This window comes from uncultured Nostoc sp. (genome assembly GCF_937863485.1).
Taxonomy (GTDB): domain Bacteria; phylum Cyanobacteriota; class Cyanobacteriia; order Cyanobacteriales; family Nostocaceae; genus Nostoc.
The window spans coordinates 19885-40186 of the sequence record NZ_CALMFY010000032.1; the positions used below are offsets into that span (position 1 = coordinate 19885).

Annotated in this window: 18 protein-coding genes; 10 read left to right on the plus strand and 8 right to left on the minus strand. The window is 43.3% G+C overall.

Annotated elements, in window-relative coordinates; all coding sequences use genetic code 11:
- Positions 1-353: 353 nt before the first annotated feature.
- The 3 genes from Q0541_RS04515 to pheS all read right to left on the minus strand — a co-directional run bounded on the left by Q0541_RS04515 (position 354) and on the right by pheS (position 2855).
- Complete coding sequence (locus tag Q0541_RS04515) at positions 354-1016, minus strand: hypothetical protein (protein WP_298906135.1); 663 nt, start codon at positions 1014-1016, stop codon at positions 354-356.
- Between the two features lie 90 nt (positions 1017-1106).
- The gene (locus Q0541_RS04520; protein ID WP_298906137.1) at positions 1107-1694 is read right to left on the minus strand and encodes a Uma2 family endonuclease; all 588 of its coding nucleotides are present in this window, start codon (positions 1692-1694) and stop codon (positions 1107-1109) included.
- 168 nt (positions 1695-1862) lie between these two features.
- Positions 1863-2855, minus strand: a complete 993-nt coding sequence (gene pheS / locus Q0541_RS04525) for a phenylalanine--tRNA ligase subunit alpha (RefSeq protein WP_298906140.1) — start codon at positions 2853-2855, stop codon at positions 1863-1865.
- A 565-nt stretch (positions 2856-3420) separates the two neighbouring features.
- On the opposite strand from pheS, the gene surE reads away from it, so the two are divergent.
- From surE to Q0541_RS04545, 4 genes are all read left to right on the plus strand, one after another.
- Positions 3421-4218 (plus strand): 5'/3'-nucleotidase SurE, encoded by a 798-nt coding sequence (gene surE / locus Q0541_RS04530; protein WP_298906143.1) that lies wholly within the window; start codon positions 3421-3423, stop codon positions 4216-4218.
- Positions 4219-4505: 287 nt separating this feature from the next.
- A complete protein-coding gene (locus Q0541_RS04535) occupies positions 4506-5402 on the plus strand; it encodes an MBL fold metallo-hydrolase (RefSeq protein WP_298906145.1) in 897 nt (298 codons plus the stop codon).
- 935 nt (positions 5403-6337) lie between these two features.
- Positions 6338-7408 carry a bifunctional riboflavin kinase/FAD synthetase gene (locus Q0541_RS04540; RefSeq protein WP_298906146.1) on the plus strand — a complete coding sequence of 357 codons (1071 nt, stop codon included), beginning with the start codon at positions 6338-6340 and terminating at the stop codon, positions 7406-7408.
- A gap of 180 nt (positions 7409-7588) precedes the next feature.
- Positions 7589-8497 (plus strand): MoxR family ATPase, encoded by a 909-nt coding sequence (locus Q0541_RS04545; RefSeq protein ID WP_298906148.1) that lies wholly within the window; start codon positions 7589-7591, stop codon positions 8495-8497.
- Between the two features lie 338 nt (positions 8498-8835).
- Here Q0541_RS04545 and Q0541_RS04550 read toward each other — a convergent pair whose 3' ends face one another.
- Positions 8836-9000, minus strand: a complete 165-nt coding sequence (locus Q0541_RS04550) for a hypothetical protein (protein WP_298906150.1) — start codon at positions 8998-9000, stop codon at positions 8836-8838.
- 129 nt (positions 9001-9129) lie between these two features.
- Here Q0541_RS04550 and Q0541_RS04555 point away from each other — a divergent pair, with 129 nt between their 5' ends.
- A complete protein-coding gene (locus Q0541_RS04555) occupies positions 9130-9786 on the plus strand; it encodes a DUF2301 domain-containing membrane protein (protein ID WP_298906152.1) in 657 nt (218 codons plus the stop codon).
- Complete coding sequence (locus tag Q0541_RS04560) at positions 9786-10475, plus strand: ElyC/SanA/YdcF family protein (protein ID WP_298906154.1); 690 nt, start codon at positions 9786-9788, stop codon at positions 10473-10475. The genes Q0541_RS04555 and Q0541_RS04560 overlap by 1 nt, the downstream gene beginning before the upstream one ends.
- A 127-nt stretch (positions 10476-10602) precedes the next feature.
- Here the strand turns inward: Q0541_RS04560 and Q0541_RS04565 are convergent, their stop codons facing one another.
- Positions 10603-11787 carry an alpha/beta hydrolase gene (locus tag Q0541_RS04565; RefSeq protein WP_298906157.1) on the minus strand — a complete coding sequence of 395 codons (1185 nt, stop codon included), beginning with the start codon at positions 11785-11787 and terminating at the stop codon, positions 10603-10605.
- Between the two features lie 342 nt (positions 11788-12129).
- Between Q0541_RS04565 and dprA the strand changes: the two genes are divergently transcribed.
- Positions 12130-13245, plus strand: a complete 1116-nt coding sequence (dprA, locus tag Q0541_RS04570) for a DNA-processing protein DprA (RefSeq protein ID WP_298906160.1) — start codon at positions 12130-12132, stop codon at positions 13243-13245.
- Between the two features lie 377 nt (positions 13246-13622).
- On the opposite strand, the gene Q0541_RS04575 is transcribed toward dprA, so the two are convergent.
- The 3 genes from Q0541_RS04575 to Q0541_RS04585 form a co-directional block, all read right to left on the minus strand.
- Positions 13623-15191: a serine hydrolase gene (locus tag Q0541_RS04575; protein WP_298906162.1), complete on the minus strand. Its 1569-nt coding sequence runs from the start codon at positions 15189-15191 to the stop codon at positions 13623-13625.
- Between the two features lie 172 nt (positions 15192-15363).
- Entirely contained in the window at positions 15364-16104 is a 741-nt protein-coding gene (locus Q0541_RS04580; protein ID WP_298906165.1) for an RNA methyltransferase, read from the minus strand.
- 319 nt (positions 16105-16423) lie between these two features.
- A complete protein-coding gene (locus Q0541_RS04585; RefSeq protein WP_298906168.1) occupies positions 16424-17356 on the minus strand; it encodes an alpha/beta fold hydrolase in 933 nt (310 codons plus the stop codon).
- Positions 17357-17489: 133 nt separating this feature from the next.
- On the opposite strand from Q0541_RS04585, the gene Q0541_RS04590 reads away from it, so the two are divergent.
- The 3 genes from Q0541_RS04590 (at position 17490) to Q0541_RS04600 (ending at position 20099) form a co-directional block, all read left to right on the plus strand.
- Positions 17490-17741, plus strand: coding sequence for a hypothetical protein (locus Q0541_RS04590; RefSeq protein ID WP_298906175.1), 252 nt, complete (start codon positions 17490-17492; stop codon positions 17739-17741).
- Positions 17742-17747: 6 nt separating this feature from the next.
- Positions 17748-18632: a shikimate dehydrogenase gene (locus Q0541_RS04595; protein WP_298906177.1), complete on the plus strand. Its 885-nt coding sequence runs from the start codon at positions 17748-17750 to the stop codon at positions 18630-18632.
- A 264-nt stretch (positions 18633-18896) separates the two neighbouring features.
- Positions 18897-20099: an alpha/beta hydrolase gene (locus tag Q0541_RS04600; protein WP_298906180.1), complete on the plus strand. Its 1203-nt coding sequence runs from the start codon at positions 18897-18899 to the stop codon at positions 20097-20099.
- Positions 20100-20302: the final 203 nt, after the last annotated feature.

Genomic DNA, 20302 nt, shown 5'->3' on the forward strand with positions numbered 1-20302 from the left:
ACTCCCTTAGCTCCATTTTTCATGTTACCAGTTAATGCTATGTGAGACGTGTGCGATCGCACCTCTAAAATTACTTCGTCTGTCTACCTTTTAAATTTAAGCTAAGAAATGGCATCACCCGCATTGCTTTCTTTAGCGTTGAGTATTTGATCTGCGGTTAGCTGTAATTCTTTTAAGATGGTAGAAGCGATCGCAGAGGAGTTTCTCGCCAAATACTTAAGTGGTAGGTTTGAACCTTTGGGAGATATCCCTGGTCATTCAGGAATAGTTAAATAAAGTTTCACGCATGGTGGTTAGTGTAATTCACCGACCACCTTAATATTTTTAATTCAGTAAGCATAGATTCATGGAAACTATTTTATCCATTTTCGCCAATCAACATTTGACTCTTCACAAGGGTTGTAGAAATTTGAATTGCCCGTAACAAGAACTTTAGCAATCATTTGCATTGACTTAGCATCACTCGGTTGAAAATGCCTATCAGCTTGATAATTCCATCCAAAAACATCTGGATGATGCCAATTGTCTAGTTGAATGACTTGTAATAAATCATTTGACGCAATTAACTGTAGCTCATTTTCAGTAGCTAACATTTTACTGCGGTACTCAGGTAGTAGGTGAACCAGAAGATCGAAACCAAAATTCCAGCGATGATGTCGTTCAATTAATTGGGGATCTAAGGTCAAAGCTTCGCCACGAATTATCAAATGTAAAGTATTTGTATGCTTCGAGTCGTTCTCGTTCTCAATTGCTACTGGGAATAAAGTCTCAACCAGTCCATTTTCTAAGTCTGAACGGTTACTGAAAGCAGAGATTGCTAATACAGGTTGGATGCCAGCAAGACCATACCAATTTTCGAGTTGCTCGAATACAATAACCCAATGAGTATCACTGCGAAAGCCTGTCAGTCGAGCAGATACCATGTGAATGTTGATTTTATTGAAACCTGGAAAATCAAGATTTCCATGAGCTTTATCTAAACAGTTTAGGATTTGATCAACGGTGTAAGTTACCATACAGCACCTAAAAACAAACCATCAAATTCAATGGGATTTTAGCAAAAGTAAATGTGGGGTTAGTCCTCATAATTATTTGATTTCACAAGCTTAAGTATTACTTTCTTCAGCGTTGAGAACTTGCTCTGTGGTTAGCTGTAATTCTGGGAAAATAGTAGAAGCGATCGCAGTATTCCCTATAAATCTGGTTTCTTCATAAAACCCGTCAACTAATATCAGTACGGTAACTGCATTTATTTGTGGATCAACAATCCAATATTCACTAATTCCCCTTGCGGCATACTCGGAACGTTTGTAGCGATAGTCCCGATCTTCGTTAGCTTTGCCAGGAGAAACAACTTCGACAACTAATGCCGGAGGTGGCATATCCAAGGTGATTGTAGATCGCGTTGCACCTTCTAAAGCTGTTGCAAGTTCATCTGTCAGCACAACTAAGTCAGGAATGCGAGTTGTCGCACGAGAACCACAGACGATAATTTCAGCTTTGTTACTCAACCGATTGAACGGGACGAACTTGAGGAAATTTACCAGTAAAAACAAAGATATCTGGACATTTTTTGGACTTTCGGGTGGCATTGCAACTAACTCACCTGCCACCAGTTCATAGTGGCTATCCGTGCGATCGTCATACTTCAAATATTCCTCTAGCGTTAGACGTTTGCCAGTGATTGCAGTCATATCACGTCAAGAGAAGTTAGATACTGATAGTTTACCAAATTCATCAATCCCGATCTATTATTTAAAACCACAGATAATTCATGGGTATTTATCTGTGGTTATATTTTTATCTAATTGACTTTTGCAAGAGATTTAGTAAACGCCTGATTATTTAAAGCGATCGCTTACTTAAAATTGCTGTAAAAACCGCAAATCGCTAGCATATAAGCGACGAATATCATCGATTTGATGTAACACCATTGCAAAGCGTTCTACACCAAAACCGGCAGCAAACCCAGTATAAATTTCAGGGTCATAACCCACAGACTTAAGTACATTCGGATCGACCATACCGCAGCCCATCACCTCTAGCCAGCGCCCATTCCACTGCAAATCCACCTCAGCCGAGGGTTCGGTAAACGGGAAATAACTAGCGCGGAAGCGAATTGGTAACTCGCCAAATATTGCTTGTAAAAATACCTTAATTGTGCCTTTGAGGTCTGTAAAAGTGAGTCCCTCGTCAATGGCTAAAAGTTCTATTTGATGGAATACCGCTGAGTGAGTCGCGTCTACATTATCTCGCCGATAAACTCGCCCTGGAGCCACAACCCGAATCGGTGGTTCCTCTCTTTCCATGTAACGAATTTGCACTGATGAGGTATGAGTCCGTAATAAATTACCATCTGGTAGGTAGAATGTATCCTGCATATCACGGGCGGGGTGGTCAGGCGGGGTATTCAGAGCCTCAAAATTATAGTAATCTGTTTCCATCTCAGGTCCTTGAGCCACGGTGTAGCCCATACCGACAAAGATATCCAGTGCCCGGTCGATAATGCCATTGAGGGGATGAATGCGACCTTGGGGGCTGTAAATTCCCGGCATAGTTACATCCAGAGTCTCCGCCTCTAGCAAAGCTTGAATTTGCGCGGCTTCCAAGGCGGCGCGTTGCTGGTCTAGACTAGTTTGCAGGGATTCTTTGACTGTATTGGCGATCGCTCCAATTTTCGGTCGTTCCTCTGCGCTCATCTGCCCCATACTTCGCAACAGTGCCCCCAGTTCCCCTTTCTTACCCAGATAGTTAACTCTGAGTTCTTCCAGACGTTCTAAGGTATCAGCGGCTGCGATCGCTTTTTCTCCTTCTTGCCGCAGTGCTAAAAGTTGAGCTTCTAAATTGCTAGTCATTAGTTATTAGTCATTGGTCATTAGTCATTAGTCTATAGTCAAAAGCTGTGAACTGCTCGATAAATAAACTTCCAGCTATGCCATTAACATCAGCTAAAGGGCCCCTTTGGGGAAGTCAAAAGTCAAAAGTCAAAAATCAAAAGTCAAACATTTTGAACCCCATAAATAAATTTAGGCGATGCACGCTCGAAGCGCCGAAGTGGGCTTGTACCCAACTCTTCTCTACGAGAGGCTGCGCCAAGGAGAGGCTGGCGCTTAGGGCGTAGCTATGTCGCAGGCTTTACGGCTATGCTCAGGGTAAACCTTTTTCTTTCTGGTCAAAACCAAACTTCTGTTTATCAGTTAGAGACGATTGGGCTAGTACAGCTTGACATAAATCCAGCTAACATCTCAATTAACAAGACTTGGCATTTAAGACAAGGGGCAAAATCCCCTTGTTGAAGGTAGGCAAACTGACGGCACAGTGTACTAATGAGTATGGATGTTTTTTGCTGGCTGTGACCTCCGACATTGACAAATGGCTAATAACAAATAACAAATAACTAATGACCAATGACCAATGACTATGAAATTACTAATTAGCAACGATGACGGCATTTCTGCCTTGGGTATCCGTACCCTAGCCAACTACTTGGCAGAGGCAGGTCATGATGTTAGTGTCGTTTGCCCAGATCGAGAGCGATCGGCAACTGGACATGGGTTAACTTTACACCAACCAATTCGCGCCGAAATTGTTGAAGGGATTTTTCATCCCGCTGTCAAAGCTTGGGCTTGCGATGGTACGCCTTCAGATTGCGTCAAATTGGCGCTGTGGGCTTTGCTAGATACTCCCCCCGATTTGGTTCTCTCTGGCATTAATCAAGGTGCGAATTTGGGAACTGAAATCTTGTATTCCGGCACTGTTTCGGCGGCAATGGAAGGTCTAATTGAAGGTATTCCCAGTGTAGCCCTAAGTCTTATTAGTCATACATCTAAAGACTTTCAACCTGCTGCTAAGTTTGCCAAAATTCTCGTAGACCAGTTAGCCCAAAAACCGCTACCAGATTTAATGTTGCTCAACGTCAATATTCCTGCTGTTAAGTGGGAAGAAATTGCCGGAGTTACTCTTACCCGTCAAGGAGTGCGGCGTTACATTGATGTGTTTGATAAACGAGTTGATCCTCGTGGAAAAACGTACTACTGGTTAACCGGAGAGGTAATTGAGGAAGTAGAACCTCCAACCGGATTAAATCTGCCTCAAAATGTACCTACAGACGTGTACGTTGTACGTAAAAACTATATCAGTATTACCCCGTTACAATATAATCTTACTTACGTAACCGGACTAGATAAATTGTCTGAATTGGAATTCAAGTTTTCGTGAATCATTTGATTAATCAGGATAAAACTGGGGTTATTCAAATGCATCACAGAAAAATGTAGGCTATAACGTAGGGGCGCTCTTGAAATAACTGATACATATCCATCCCAATAAATTGAGAATTTTACTTGAGAGTATCTTATCCACATTTACACAATTAGCCAGAAACAGGGTATGCTGTTTTACCAAGAAATCCTTCCTCTACCAAAATCGGTGAGACAGCATAAACTTAGACAAAATAAGTAGGAATTTTTTCATTTATCGCCCGCTCAGTCCAGCAAGCAACACCCATGTCTAGGATAGAGAACCAGTTTACCGTACAATTTTGGGGCGTTCGCGGCAGCATCCCCAGTCCAGGGCCACACACCGTTCGTTACGGCGGTAATACCCCTTGCATATCAATGCAAGCGGGCGATAAACGCTTAATTTTCGATGCTGGCACGGGACTACATGTTTTGGGGCAATCTTTGTTGCGCCAAATGCCGTTAGAAGCTCATATATTTTTTACCCACTCTCACTGGGATCACATGCAGGGTTTTCCCTTCTTTACCCCAGGATTTGTAAAGGGGAATGACTTTCATATCTACGGCGCGATCGCTCCTGATGGCTCTACCATAGAACAGCGCCTCAATGACCAGATGTTGCACCCTAACTTTCCTGTACCCTTGCAGATTATGCAAGCCAATTTAAATTTCTACGACATTCGACCGGGGCAACCAATACACATCGATGACGTTACTGTAGAAACAGCACCTTTAAACCACCCAGGTGAAGCCGTAGGATACCGCGTCAACTGGCATGGTGGTGCTGCTGCTTATATTACCGATACCGAACATTTTCCCGACCGACTCGATGACAATGTGCTGTGGCTAGCTCGTAATGCTGACATTCTGATTTACGATTCCACCTATACAGACGAAGAATACCATAGTCCAAAAACCCCAAAAATTGGCTGGGGACATTCTACTTGGCAAGAAGCAGTGAAAGTGGCACAAGCTGCTAACGTCAAAACTCTGGCAATTTACCACCACGACCCCGCGCACAATGACGACTTTTTAGATCATGTAGGGAAACAAGCATCTGCGGAATTTCCTGGGGCGATCATGGCACGGGAAGGAATCGTACTCCAGGTTCCCACCTCAGTTTCTTTATCAGAATCTTTTCCTGTTAGTAAGTTTTCTACCTAAAGATTGCGATCGGAGGAATTGGAGATTTTAGATTAGATTGGTGATCAGAAGCTTTCAGCGCGAGAGCGTACTTGTTGGCTGTACGGTGAGACAGCGCTGCCCAGAGTTGTCACGCCGACCACAGGATAAGGACGACAACAGGAGGACACACTTTATAGATTCACCAACACAGGCCAGATACCCACAGACGCCCTTTCTTACGGCTGATCGGAGGGTAAAACCTTGTTGCAGTCTCAACACGAAACTAGAGCCTTTTTAGCTCTGGTATTTGAGCTTATCTGGACTTAGCAATTAGCTGTCAACCAATTTTGGATTTTGGATTTTGGTGAAGCAGCACGGTGAGCCAGGCGCAAACAAGTCGGGAAACCGCTTGGGCGCACTGCCTCCTTTATGCCTCTTAACCCGTCCACCGCAGTGGCTCCCCATGAGCTACTGCACTAAGCCGAAGGGATTGAAAGAAACCAATGTCTTCTCTGCGAGACGTTCCGCGAACGTAGTGGAACGAAGTCTGGGTACTTGGCTCTGATAGCGCAGCGTTAGCGTTAGCGATAGCGCAGCGTTAGCGAGGAACGGGCGTCGGAACGAGCGTCAGATTTTAAATTGAGGATTTTGGTATTTGTTTCGCCCTAACATGGCGGGGCATGAACCAAAAAATCTTTTATCTAAAATCTAAAATTCGTAGTTAAGCTAATTGCACAAGAAACCATCTTGAGTGACTTGCCGTGGCTTAGGCTTTTGGCTGATAGTTAAAAGGAGTGACATTAACACCCTGGCTGATAGCATAAGACCTCATGGGCAGTTGGTGGAAGTTCAGACCGTCTACAAAAGCTGTCCTCCTCAAGGCGGTTTACCATAAGGTAGCTTCCTGCTGATAGCTAAAATAAACCTAAAATCTCAGAATCCACGTGCTAAATTTGTCTAAAAATGGGTGTTCTATGTGGGTTGCTTCTTCGAGCGAAGGGCTGCTAATGCCTACTGCTGTTGCCCTTGGCAAGTTTGATGGTGTTCATCTTGGTCATCAAAGGGTAATTCAACCAGTCTTGCACGCTGGTGGTCACTTGTCAGTAGCCAGTAGTCCGCAGTCAAAGGAAAATCAACAACTAACAACTGACAACGGACAATTGACAAATAAAGAATATACTTACTCAACAGTTGTCACCTTTGACCCCCATCCACAGGAGTTTTTTACGGGGCAACCCCGGACTTTGTTAACACCACTGGATGAAAAAGTCCAACAATTGCGATCGCTTGGGGTAGAACAACTGGTACTACTACCCTTTGACAAAGAATTATCTGCCTTGACACCCGAAGAATTCGTACAAAGAATTCTCGTGCAACAACTGCGATGCCAGCAAATTAGTATAGGGGAAGATTTTTGTTTTGGCGAAAAGCGCAGTGGTACTGCCAAGGATTTGCAATTAATCGCCGCCAAGCACAATATCCCCGTTACCATTGTTCCCTTACAAACTTATACAGGTGACTCGCCTACCCAAAGCAATTGCGTCAGTACTACTCCGACTCAGGATGCCCGCATTAGCACTTCATTGATCCGCCAAACCCTTGAGCATGGCGACATCGAAAACGCAAATCTTCTACTAGGACGCCCCTACACTCTCATTGGTGTTGTTGTTCAAGGTCAACAATTAGGCAGAACCATTGGCTTTCCCACCGCTAACCTCGAACTACCAAAAGAAAAGTTCTTGCCCCACCAAGGAGTTTATGCTGTCCGCGTTTTTACTCTCAGTGAAACATCAGATGCTACTCCTAGTGAGAGCTTGGGCATAATGAATCTCGGTAACCGCCCAACTATAAACGGTACTTATTCATCTGCAGAAGTACATTTATTCGATTGGTCTGGTGATTTATATGGTAAAAAACTGGCTGTGCAGCTAGTTAAATTTTTGCGCCCTGAACAAAAATTTTCTTCTCTAGAAGCTCTGAAAACACAAATTCAGCTTGACTGCATTGTTGCTAAAGAAGTTTTGAGTGCTGGAGCGCGAAGTTAGGAGTAGAGACGCGATTAATCGCGTCTGTACAGGAGTTAGGAGAGACGCGATTAATCGCGTACAGGAGTTAGGAGTTAGGAGTGGGAACAATGTATTTAGGGAAATTGGGCATTGGGCATTGGGAATAATCCAGTCCCCAGTCCCCATTACCCATTCCCTATTCCCCACTCCCCGCACTGCATGAGAAAAAAAATTGACGTTTTAACACAAAATCTGGCTCTTACCATCGTTGGTAAAACTGAGGCAATACGCTTGGTGCTAGTCGCCCTGCTAGGTGGTGGTCATGCCCTCCTAGAAGATGTCCCTGGCGTTGGTAAAACCCTGCTCGCTAAATCCCTAGCTCGTTCTGTGGATGGCAAGTTTCAACGGCTACAATGTACCCCTGATTTACTGCCAACTGATATCACTGGCACCAACATCTGGAACCCAAAAAGCGGTGAATTTACTTTTCTTCCTGGGCCAGTCTTTGCGAATATCCTCCTAACTGACGAAATCAACCGTGCTACACCCCGCACTCAGTCAGCTTTACTGGAAGTCATGGAAGAGCATCAGGTAACAGTCGATGGTGTCTCTCGTGCAGTTCCCCAGCCCTTCTTTGTTATTGCCACTCAAAACCCTATCGAGTATCAAGGTACTTTTCCGCTGCCGGAAGCGCAAATGGATCGGTTTATGTTGTCGCTGAGTTTGGGCTATCCTTCCGAGGCAGAAGAACTCCAGATGCTGCAAAATCTCCAAAATGGTGTAAAAGTTGCTGATTTGCAGCCTTGTATTACCTTGGCCGAAGTACAGGAATTGCGTTACTTCTGCTCTCAAGTAAAAGTGGCAACCTCCTTGCAACAGTACATCCTCGAATTGGTGCGGGCAACACGCCAAGATGAGGAAATAGCCCTTGGTGTCAGTCCGCGTGGCACATTAGCATTACAACGGGCTGCCCAAGCGCTAGCTTTTCTATTAGGGCGTGATTATGTCATTCCCGACGATGTGAAATTTCTCGTCCCTCACGTTCTTTGCCATCGCCTCATCCCTAGAGGAGGACGCAACGCGAGAACTGTTGTTGAGCGGTTATTGCGATCGGTTTCTATTCCTTAAGACCTGAGTTCGATCTGAGATAAAAGTCTCTTAAACAGGTATAAACGGGAGCAATGCTCCAAAGTTAGATCGGGTTTTAATTCTCAGTTATATAGCTATATTATCAATAAAAATAGCTATTTGGCTGCGATGCCTGTGGTGGTTACTGAGCGGCTGGTGAGCGCACTTGTACTGAGCGTGAAGTAGTACCATGTCGTACCCCTATGGGGAAGCAAGCTACGCGCAGCGTCTCGTAGATCGGCGTCGCACTATTAAATAGGTGATTTATACCCCTAATTATTTAGCACCTGACTTTGGAGCACTGCTCTCGGCAGAAACTGAGTTTTATTCGGTGCGGGTTAGATGATAACGATCGCTAAGGTTTCATCTCTTAAGAAATGTGTCTCTTGTAGTGAATCTAAAGCGTAGAGAGTGCCTGGGGTTCCCCCAACTAGAGCAACTGGCGTTGGGCACTGCACATAACCTAAAAATAAAGGTTTGAGTGCACGGTAGGCAGTGCCCACCTGAAAAAAATTGCTTAAGAGTTTAGGGATTGTGACACTAAGTTAGTTTTATTACCCATAATAAAAAGAGTAACTCTTGAGCAATTTCTTGGTGTACTCTACTAGAGAATCATAACTATATTCTTGAATATGACTACGCAAACACTATCTGTACCAAAAGTTTATCAAGGTCAGTTTGGGGAATTTACAATTACTCAGAGCGATCGCACTGGTGTAATTATCTATCGGGCTGGGTTATTAGTAGCCGCACTGAGCTTTGCCATAGGCAGTGCTTTAGTTTTGCTCAACAATAACCCGACTGTTTTAACCGCACTTACACCTCTATATGCTTGTTTTAGTCTCGCTTTGGGTGTAAGTTTATTTACCATTCATATTTACCTGGCATCACTGCACCGAATGTTGCAAATTTTTTGGGCGATCGGTAGTATAGCATCAGTGATTCTGGCAATCTCTAGTAGTGAACCTTTAGCTCTCACTATTTACAATCAGCCTGTTACCTTATTTGGAGTTGGTTTTATCTTCGTTGCTTTGACAGGTATTTATTTTAAAGAGGCTTTTTGCTTCAATCGCCTGGAAACCAAAGTATTAACCCTAACAGTACCGCTATTGTTGTTAGGACATTTGGTAGGAATTCTACCAACTCAGGGGGAAAATGTTTTATTAGGAATTTGGGCGACGTTGTTTTTGGTGTTTGCGCTGCGAAAGACAGTGCAAGCAATTCCTGCTGATATTGGAGATAAGTCTGTATTTACTTATTTGAAAGAACAACGTTTAGCTAAGGTTTAATGCAGACAAAAAATCGTCGGCGTCAAAAATTTCCAAAAATCAAACTAATAAAACGCCAAGAAATGTGGATACTTACGGCTCAGGGGTGGGCGATTGCAATCGCTTTGATTGCTTATTTAATATTTTTCACTATTACTCATGTACACTCATTTCTCGCCGTGACTTCCCCTATGAAATCAGCAGAAGTATTAGTCGTTGAAGGATGGCTACCTGATTACGCAATAGAAGAAGCTTTGACTGAATTTAAAACCGGTTCTTATCGTTTAGTAATTACCACAGGAGGCACAATAGAAAAAGGAAATTATCTTAGTGAATACAAGAACTTTGCAGAAGTGTCAGCCGCCACCTTCAAGAAACTCGGTTTAGAATCAGACAAGGTGGTAGCTGTTCCAACACCTATGGTAATTAAGGATCGTAGTTATGCATCTGCTGCCGAATTTAAGCGCTGGCTATCTAATTCAAATTTACAGCTACAATCAATTAATATTTTTTCCTTAGACGTTCACACCCGTAGGAGTTGGTTGTTGTTCAAAAAATTACTTACCCCTAATATTAAAGTTGGTGCGATTGCTGCCAGAACACAAGATTATGATCCAAACGAATGGTGGGGTTATAGCCAAGGCGTACGGACAATTATTGATGAAGCGATCGCTTATATTTATGCGCGGTTTTTGAATTGGAAAGCCTAAAAGTGATAATTAGTAATTCGTAATTTGTAATTTTTATTTACAAATTACGAATTACTAATTATGTTGGATAAAACCTAACTTTGGTGGGGTGATGTGATTTTATCTGGGCAATTTGACGGACATCATATTACTTTTGCAGGATTTGTAATAATGCTTGTCGATAAATTTTTAGACCCTCTGCATTCAGATGGTCACCATCGCTCGTCAAATTCTCTTTAAGAACATTATTTTCATACAATGGTGCTAGTCCTGCTGCTGCAACTGGCACTTTTTCTGTTTCAGAAACTTGATTAATCAGAACATTAATTTGTTCAACTCTAGAAAGTGGGGCTGCTACAGTTGGATCTAAGCTTGCTGCAACTGTTGAATAAAAAGCTGGAATCAGAAAAATCTCTTTAGTTTCCATTGTGCGGATAAGTGCGATCGCCTCTTGCAGATTTTTGCTAAATAACTGATCACTAATTCCATACCAAGCATCATTTCCACCTATGGCAATAATCGCCTTTTCGCATTTAAGCTTGGTAGGAATTAAACTTTTCAGTTGTTCCAGTAATGAAATTGTACTCAGACCATTTAACCCAAAATTAAAAGTACCACTCCCAAGGGTATTACCAAGTTCAGCCGAAATAGAATCACCAAATAAGCAACCTGAGAACTGTTTACCTTGGGCAGCAAATATCTGATATTGCAGTGCAATTTGCCCTAAGGGTGAAGAACTTACATTGTCCTTTGGTGGTGCATTAGCAGAACCAGAAGATAAATTGGCCATGCTGACTAGCTTAGAAATTTTTGACACGTCAAAGACTAGTTGATTACTGGGATAGGCTTCTAGAAAGCTGGTTATTCCTAAACCTTCTGGTGATTTTGCTCCTAAGATAATAGCAGCTCGTAGGGCTTGTATACTGCCTTGATCACGACGGGCGATCGGGGAGCGTGTCGGAAAGACAGTCGCTTGGGAAGCAAAAGATAAAATTTGCTTGCCTATTCCTGTATTTATCAGCTTATCTAAAGCCGCAATATCAAGAGACATTTTCACCTGAAGAGCATCTTGGAACTTCTGTTTATCCTTAGCGCTGAGGTAACCTAAGAAAGATTGCAAATCGCCAGAAACCTTTTGTGTCTCGGCATACTTGCGTATATCTGCCACTGGGAGCGATTGCTCAAACAATCCGTACCTAGCAACAATCTTTTCGGCAGCCAAACTCGGCAACAAACCAAGACAACTATGCAGCAGTAAAAATATTAAGCACCCAGATAGGCATATTAAAAGACGATAGAAATATTGCATCGCAGAAGATAGTGGAATAGTCAACAGTTAATAGTCAATGGTCAAGAGTCAAGAGTCAAGAGCCAAGAGTCAATATTTAATAGTCAAAGGCTGAACTTTCACCCTTAAGGGACTTCCTAGTTAAAAAAACATCCCATCCCTGCGGGACGCTCCGCGAACGTAAGGGCGCAAGGCCAAGATCCCCTACAAATGTACAAATAATTTTGGATAATTTATTTTTTGTCAATCCCTAAAGGCTCAACTTCCACCCTCAAAGGTTCAACTTCCATGTTTTAAGAAACTTCCCCATCTCCCCCACTCCCTTTTTATCTCAACAGCGAAACCTAATTTGGGAATACTCAATCAAGTAGGCGTGAGGATAGAACTGTGGTAGAGGAAGGTGCATATTGGCTAGCTTGGACGCAAATTTCTGGAATTGGCCCGGTATTACTGCGACGGCTGCAACAGCATTTTGGCACGTTGGCAACAGCTTGGAACGCTACCAAGGTACAGTTAGGGGAAGTAGAGGGTTTTGGTTTTCAAACACTAGAAAAAGTAGTACAACAGCGATCGCGTTTGCACCCAGAACAACTATTCACCAAGCACCAGCAGGAAAATTCCCATTTCTGGACACCAGCAGATGCAAATTATCCCCGCTTACTGCTGGAAACTCCGAGTCCACCGCCGATTTTATACTATCGCGGTGAAATCGAACTCCAAGAAAATCTTGGACAAAAACCGATGGTTGGAATTGTCGGAACACGCCAACCCTCAGAATACGGCATTCGTTGGACTCGCCAAATTAGTACAGCTTTGGCTAAAAATGGCTTTACAGTTGTTTCTGGTATGGCAGAGGGAATTGACACAGAAAGCCACATCGCCGCTATGAAAGCAGGTGGACGCACAATCGCAGTTTTGGGGACTGGTGTAGATGTCATCTATCCGCATAAAAATCGGGATTTGTACAAGCAAATTTTGACGGCTGGGTTAGTCGTAAGTGAGTACCCCACGAAAACCCCACCCGATCGCACGCACTTTCCCCGCCGCAACCGAATTATTGCAGGTTTAAGCCGCGCCATCCTAGTAATGGAAGCGCCGTTAAAATCTGGTGCTTTAATAACAGCTACCTACGCAAATGAATTTGGTAGAGATGTCTATGCACTGCCTGGGAGACTGGATGATCATCCATCCCAAGGGTGTTTAAAGTTACTGAGTCAGGGAGCAGCTTTCATTCTCAAAGAACTAGACGAACTGTTAACAATGCTAGGAGCAATACCACAAATTGATGGAGTCGAGGCATCCACAGCACCAGAGCAGTTAATGCCAACTTTGTCGCCAGAATTGCAAGCGGTAATGGATGCACTTGCTAGTGATGCTTTACCCTTCGATTTTATTATCCAACAAACCGGCATGGCTGCTGGCTCAGTTTCCGGTGCCTTATTACAGTTGGAACTTATGGGTTTAATTTCGCAACTACCAGGAATGCGGTATCAAAAAAGTTAAGAGTTAAAAAAGAACAGCATGGTTGAGCTTTTTAACTTTGTTGTTAGCGATTTAATCCTGAGATTTATGGGAATATAAAAATCAATATGCTTGGGTTAAGGCTTAAGTCTTTATCAAAGTCAATTTTTAACGAACCGCAAAGGACGCATTCGCGCAGCGTCTCGTAGAGAAGGACGCAAAGGAAGAGAAGGAAGAGAAGGAAGAAATACTTAACTGAACTGTATTGGTTCAATTGTACAGTCGTATGGCAGAGTCGCGTTAGGATTAAAACCGTTACTCTCAATCGGGTGAGGTTGGCAGGCAATCCGCTCTAGTTCGCCGCTCATTTATGAGGGGGGGTGAATGTGATGAACAATGCAAAATTCCAAAATCCCAAATTATCTTTGGGGATAATACTGCGGATTCATAACTGGAGATTGATAACCATTTGCCGGCACAGTACCTCCCATAGTGTTGGGTACAGGACTTACAACAGGGGGCTGATAAACACTCATGGGTACAATGCCTGTCGTACCGTTGGGTAAAGCTGGATTCACAACAGAGGGCTGATAACCATTTGCGGGTATAGTGCTTGTGGTACTGTTGGGTGTAACAGCATTTTGGCTAAACTCTTGGTAGGCAGCACTAGAAATTGAGCTAATCAGTTTTTCGGCGCGAGGGTCATTATTAGGGCGTTGTACCATGACCGCAGCTATGTAGCGCTTGCCAGTTGGCAAAGCAACTAAACCTGTATCTGCTAACATTGTGCCAATATCGCCTGTTTTGTGGTATATTCTCGCGCCTGTTCCCAAACCCGATGGGAGCAGAGTGTCTTTCTGAGTGCGACGCAAGATATCGAGCATAATATCGCGTGATGGCATACTCACTAAATTTCCCTGACTCACAATCGCCATCAAATTCCCCAATTCCCTCGGACTAGTGGTGTTTGTCCCTTCCAAATCTGGGAGTTGATTACGAATTATTGTGTTTGTCAATCCCCAGTTCCGGAAACGCTGGTTTAAAGCTTCCATTCCTCCCAGTCGGGCAATCAGCATATTTGTCGCTGTGTTGTCGCTGATTGTAATCATTTTAGTGGCGACTTCCAGAGCGGCGTACTGCGTTCCGGCTGGTTTGTATTGCAGATTTCCAGAACCGCCAGCTATCATATCCTGTTGCATGGTCAGCATTTCATCCAGGCGAATTTTCCCCGCGTCCACATCCTGGAAAAAGGCAAGCAAAATCGGCACTTTAATTGTGCTAGCTGCTGGAAAACTGGCGGAGCCATTGACATCTACATAATTACCAGTATCCAAATCTACCAAGAAAACTCCGGGTGTAATATTTGGGTTGGTCGCCGCCAAATTTTGCACGGCATTTTTCAAAGGGATAATTTCTTGGGATAGGTACAGGCTCGAACCTGCGGCTGGGGGAGTTTGGGTAGGTTGTGGCTGCGATCGCGCCACATTACTATTAGATTGCGTCGCCGAATTTGTGCCGATGCGATTAGCCGGGTCTAATACTGACAACACGGTGCCAACAATTGCACCCATCCCCACACCGACAATTAACAACCGCACAACATACAACATGGTTTTGGCCATTGGCTTTAATCGCGTCTTCCGTGATGATCGCCGACCTCTTTTTGGCTTTTCCATTTGCACTGTTTTGACCATCACAGCACCTGGTCGAAAGGGAGGAATTTTCCCCTTTACACTAGGTATTGGTTTTACTGCTGCTGGCATGACTAACCCCGATTTTACCCTGCGTGTAGCAGTAGGGATTGGGGGAGGACTGCTCTGATCTTTTGGGCGTGTTTGCGCCGCTTCTTTACCAGTGGCACCTTGCTGCTTCTGGCTCTTAACTTTCACTTTCTTCTGTACCACTTTTTGAACCTTTTGTGGACGCTGGCGGCCATTTAAGGGTTGACGCCGCGAGAAAGCTGTTAATTCGTCACTTGACTCTGACACCGTTACTCCTTGTGACCCACTTGGCTTTTTTATTGCAGACTCCTGACCCAAAACTTAATCTTTAAGCAATATTAATACTCAAATTCAACTTTGCCACTAAGTAGCATTTTTGTGTTTATATAAGCCATCTTAATTATTTTGGGGGATGATTGCGTACATATTAAACGAATAATTACAAGTTTTCACCATCCCTCTGGTTTTTAAGCGCCCATTCTACCTGCTGCAAAATCCCTCGCAGCATGGCTACTTCCCCTGTTTTCAGGTGAGCGCGATTATATAGTTGGCGAAATTTTTCCATGCGACTAGCTGCCGTATGTGGATACACATAACCAATTTTCAGTAATAATGATTCTAATTGCTGGTAATATGCTTCCACTATATCTAAGGATGCAAGTTCTGTTTGAGGTAAGGTCTGAGTATCGGGTTGTTCTACACATTGTGACAATTCATAACAGCAGATTGCTACAGCGGTAGCTAAATTCAGGGCTACATAATCTGGACTTGTAGGAATGCCAACAAACCTTTGTGCATAATTTAATTCTTCATTGCTTAATCCCCGGTCTTCCCTGCCAAAAATCAGGGCTGCGGGTTTTTCTGGTTCCTCCAGTAACCAGGGTAGTGCAGTGCGGGGTTTTTCTAAGGGTGTTTCCCAACTCCGAACACGACCAGTAGTAGCGATCGCCCGTACACATCCATGCAATGCTTCTGGTAATGTCGCCACTAATACCGCAGATTCTAAAATTTCCTTAGCATGAACAGCCATCTTCAAAGCTTCCACTGATAGCGGATCGCATTGGGGATTTACTAATACTAAATGATGTATTCCAAAATTTTTCATAACTCTGGCGATCGCCCCGACATTTATCGGCCCAGCTGGCTCTACCAACACAATTTTTAATCCAGCCAAGCCCATTTTTTGCCTCCTGCGATCGCACCAGATAATACTTACAGGCTAATTCTCAGCATTGGATGTTCTGCTGAAGAGTTTCCTTTAAATCATTTTAGCTGTGTATCTGATACATGAAATCGACTCAGGTGATAAAGTTGTCATCTACAAAAGATTAAAGTGCGAACTCAATCCTGATGGATTACCCTGTAGAAGCCAGTCATCCCCTGATTGCTCGGTTTCGACTGAACGAATCGCACTTCATTTGCGGCGTTGCTATCTCCGTGCAACTCGCATCCTATACTTAATATTTGTGGATGCGAGTTGAAAGAGATTTTTTAGCAATTTAGATAGACAAAACCCAATCGCCTAAAAGTTGGTTTACTCTATCAGGTACTTCATCATGGGGGCAATGACCGGCTGTTAGGAAATGTTCTGTGAGTTTAGGATAATATTGACGAAACTTTTGGGAACGTTCTCTAGCATTCATCCAAGGGTCAGCTTCTCCCCACAACATCAACAGAGGACAAGTTAATTGCTTTAATAGCACATCAACTTTTTCCCCTTGAGGAGTGCTAAAGACTGACACAAATACTTCCATTGCACCCGAATCGTAAGCAGGGCGAGAAATTTCTTCTACCAATTGGTCTGTAATCGCACTCTTGTCAAGATAAACTTTTTCTAGAGTTTGTCGAATTACCCAACGTTGTCGCACGTATTGAAATAACAGAGATTGGGCTAAAGGTTGTTGAAAAATCCACTTGGTACTGTCACCGAGAAGTTTCTGCAAAGTAGCAGGTTGTTTAGGTGGCTGAATTTCTGATTGTAAAGCTTCAGGCTCAGATTTAGGTTGGCTTTCGCTAAAAGGGCCGGCACTATTAAGTAACACTAAACCAGCCGCACTGTCGGGACGTTGTGCTGCAACACACAAGCTAGCATAGCCACCAAGGGAATTACCCGCTAATACTGCTTTTTGACCAATTACTTCCCTGATAAAATCATGGAGTTGATCGCGCCACAAGTCGCCGCTGTACTGCAATTTTGGTTTTGCCGATCGCCCGAATCCCAAAAGGTCGATCGCAAATACTTCAAAATCTTGACACAATCCGGTGATATTCTTGCGCCAGTGGTCTGTGGAAGCACCAAATCCATGTACCAAAAGCAAGGGCGGACGTTGCGATTGTTTTTCTCCCGCACGCACATAGTAAACGTTGTGCCCGCGCCACTGCCAATATTTACCAGGAATTGGGGTTGTAGAGGGGGCTGTAGTTGCCTGCATAATCATAAGAAATGTTAAGTAGCTTTTAATAATTGTAGGCTAGTGCAAGAAGGTAGGGGGCAGAGAAAGCAGAGGAGTCAGCCCCTTCAGGGAAGTCAAAAGTCAAAAGTCAAAAGTCAAAAGTCAGAGGAAGATGAGGGAGATAAAGAAGCAAAAAAGGCTGAAGTTTCAGCCTTTGAACCTCAACGATGAGCCTTTGAACCTCAACGATGAGCCTTTGAACTTCAACGATGAGCCTTTGAACTTCAACGTTGAGCCTTTGAACTTCAACGTTGAGCCTTTGAACCTCAACGATGAGCCTTTAAACTTCAACGTTGAGCCTTTTAACCTCAACGATGAGCCTTTGAGGCTGATGCTTGACAAATCACAAATAACAAATGACTAATGACAAATGTCAAAAGTATTAATTACAGGTAAAACTAAACTGCTCGGTGTAATTGGACATCCAGTAGAACATTCGCTATCGCCAGTCATGCATAATGCAGCGATTGCTCATTTAGGATTAGATTACGTTTATCTTCCCTTTCCTATAGCACCAGAGAATTTAGAGGTAGCGATCGCAGGTTTCGCCGCTATTGGAGTTGTCGGTTTTAATGTGACAATCCCTCATAAACAGGCAATCATGCCCCTCCTCTCAGAAATTACACCTCTGGCTCAAACTATCGGCGCAGTGAATACTGTTAGTCGCCAAAATAACAAATGGGTGGGGACAAACACAGATATAGAAGGATTTATTGCTCCTTTGCAGACAACGTATAAACAGGATTGGAGTCAGAAGGTAGCGGTAATTTTAGGCAATGGTGGCGCAGCCAGGGCAGTTGTAGCAGGTTGTCACCAGCTAGGTTTTGCCAAAATTCATGTTGTTGGGCGGAATATGCAGAGATTAGAAGAATTTGGCAAGAGTTGGAGCAATTCACCCATAAGTGAGAATTTACAAGTTGATCAATGGGAGGAACTTTCAAAGCTAATTCCCCAAGCTAATTTGCTGGTAAACACAACCCCCATAGGTATGTATCCCAAGGTTGATGAGTCGCCTTTGAGTGGGGAGGAAATAGCGAATTTGCCAACGGGTGCGATCGCTTACGATTTAATATATATCCCTAAACCGACGCAATTTCTAAAGCAAGCAGAAAAACAAGGTGCAATTGCGATCGATGGATTAGAAATGCTAGTCCAACAAGGGGTAGCAGCCTTAAAAATTTGGTTACAGCAGGAAACTGTACCTGTAGAAGTGATGCGCCAAGCATTGCAAAAGCATTTGGGTTTAGGGAAATAAGTTATTCCAAAACTCATGCACCAATTCTCTAGTATTTCTGGCTTTCAAGGCAAAGCATTCCCGTACACAGGGTTCATTTTCTTGTACTCATTCCTACAGGGCATTGAAAAGTTGAATGCGATCGCCTAATCTCAGCTTTAGTGCATCCTTAAAGTAAGAATACTTATTAAAGTAATATGACTTAACATGATTTAACTATTGCCAACCGGAGCATTGGCGGATAGATTGTACTTCTTTAAAGTCGTTATTACGGCACTTTAATTTATGTTTGCTAAACCCAAAATACTTTTATCATGGCTTGCATTATTACTCAGTATTGCAAGTTTATTTCTTAGTTCTTGGATTTTTCTTCCGGCTCCAAATATGTTTTTACTCACCCTAGCAGTGGGAGCGCCAGAAATCAGTCCTTGGCTATTGTTATTAAATTTGCTCTCTTTATTACTTTCTTTGTTCTACATCCGTCGCCATAAACTACAGCGTTTAGCTTGCATTTTCAGTTTGATAGGATTGCTAATTTGTGGATGGGTGCTAGTGAATATCCCACTGACTCAAATACAGATGGATAAAGCAATGAAACAAGGATTAGGAGCAAATTATCTAGAGCAAATTCCAATCCCAGTAAGCGCTAAGATGCAAACCCATCCCTTTAATTTAGTTAATTCCTTTGGGGGTATTGCATTAGGCAAAACGCGTCATCAAAAAGATATTCTCTTTGCTACTCCTGCGGGAGTGCCTTTAAAAATGGAAGTTTACCAACCCCCAGAGGTAGGGAAATATCCAGCAGTCGTAGTAATTTATGGTGGAGCTTGGCAATATGGTAATCCTCATGCCAATTCTGAGTTTAATCAATATATTGCTAATCGGGGATATACAGTATTTGCGATTGACTATCGACACGCACCTAAATATCAGTTTCCAACTCAGTTAGATGACGTGCGTACAGCCCTAAATTTTATTCGCAAACATGCAGCTGAATATGAAGCCGATCCAGAACGGATGGTACTTTTAGGACGTTCTGCGGGAGCGCACCTAGCAATGCTAGCGGCTTATCAACCAGATGCACCACCTATTCGTGGTGTGGTGGACTATTATGGGCCTGTTAACTTAACTGAAGGATACAAAACACCGCCAGTTCCTGATCCTATCAACACCCGCGCTGTTTTAAAAGCATTTCTCGGTGGTTCTTTGGAAGAATTGCCTAATCAGTATCAAATTGCTTCACCGATAAATTATCTAACACACCCTTTACCACCAACTTTATTAATTTACGGCAGTCGTGACCATTTGGTAGAAGCGCGATTTGGTAGACAGATGTATGAACGTTTACATGACTCTGGTAATACTGTGGTTTTTCTAGAAATTCCTTGGGCAGAACACGCTTTTGATGCCGTTTTCAACGGTGTGAGTAATCAATTAGCGTTGTATTATACCGAGAGGTTTTTGGCTTGGGCGTTGTTCAAGCAATAATTTCATCAACATATATAGCGGTTTCCATTCAAATGCGGTACAACATTATATCGCCAGGTGTAGGGGCACGGCAGTGCCGTGCCCCTACGGGTGTACCTCACGTAAACGAGAACCGCTATAGCAACAGTCAGAGTATAAAAACTCATTCACGAGTATCAAAGACTCATCAACGGAGTTCAAAGGTGGATGAATGAGTATCAAAG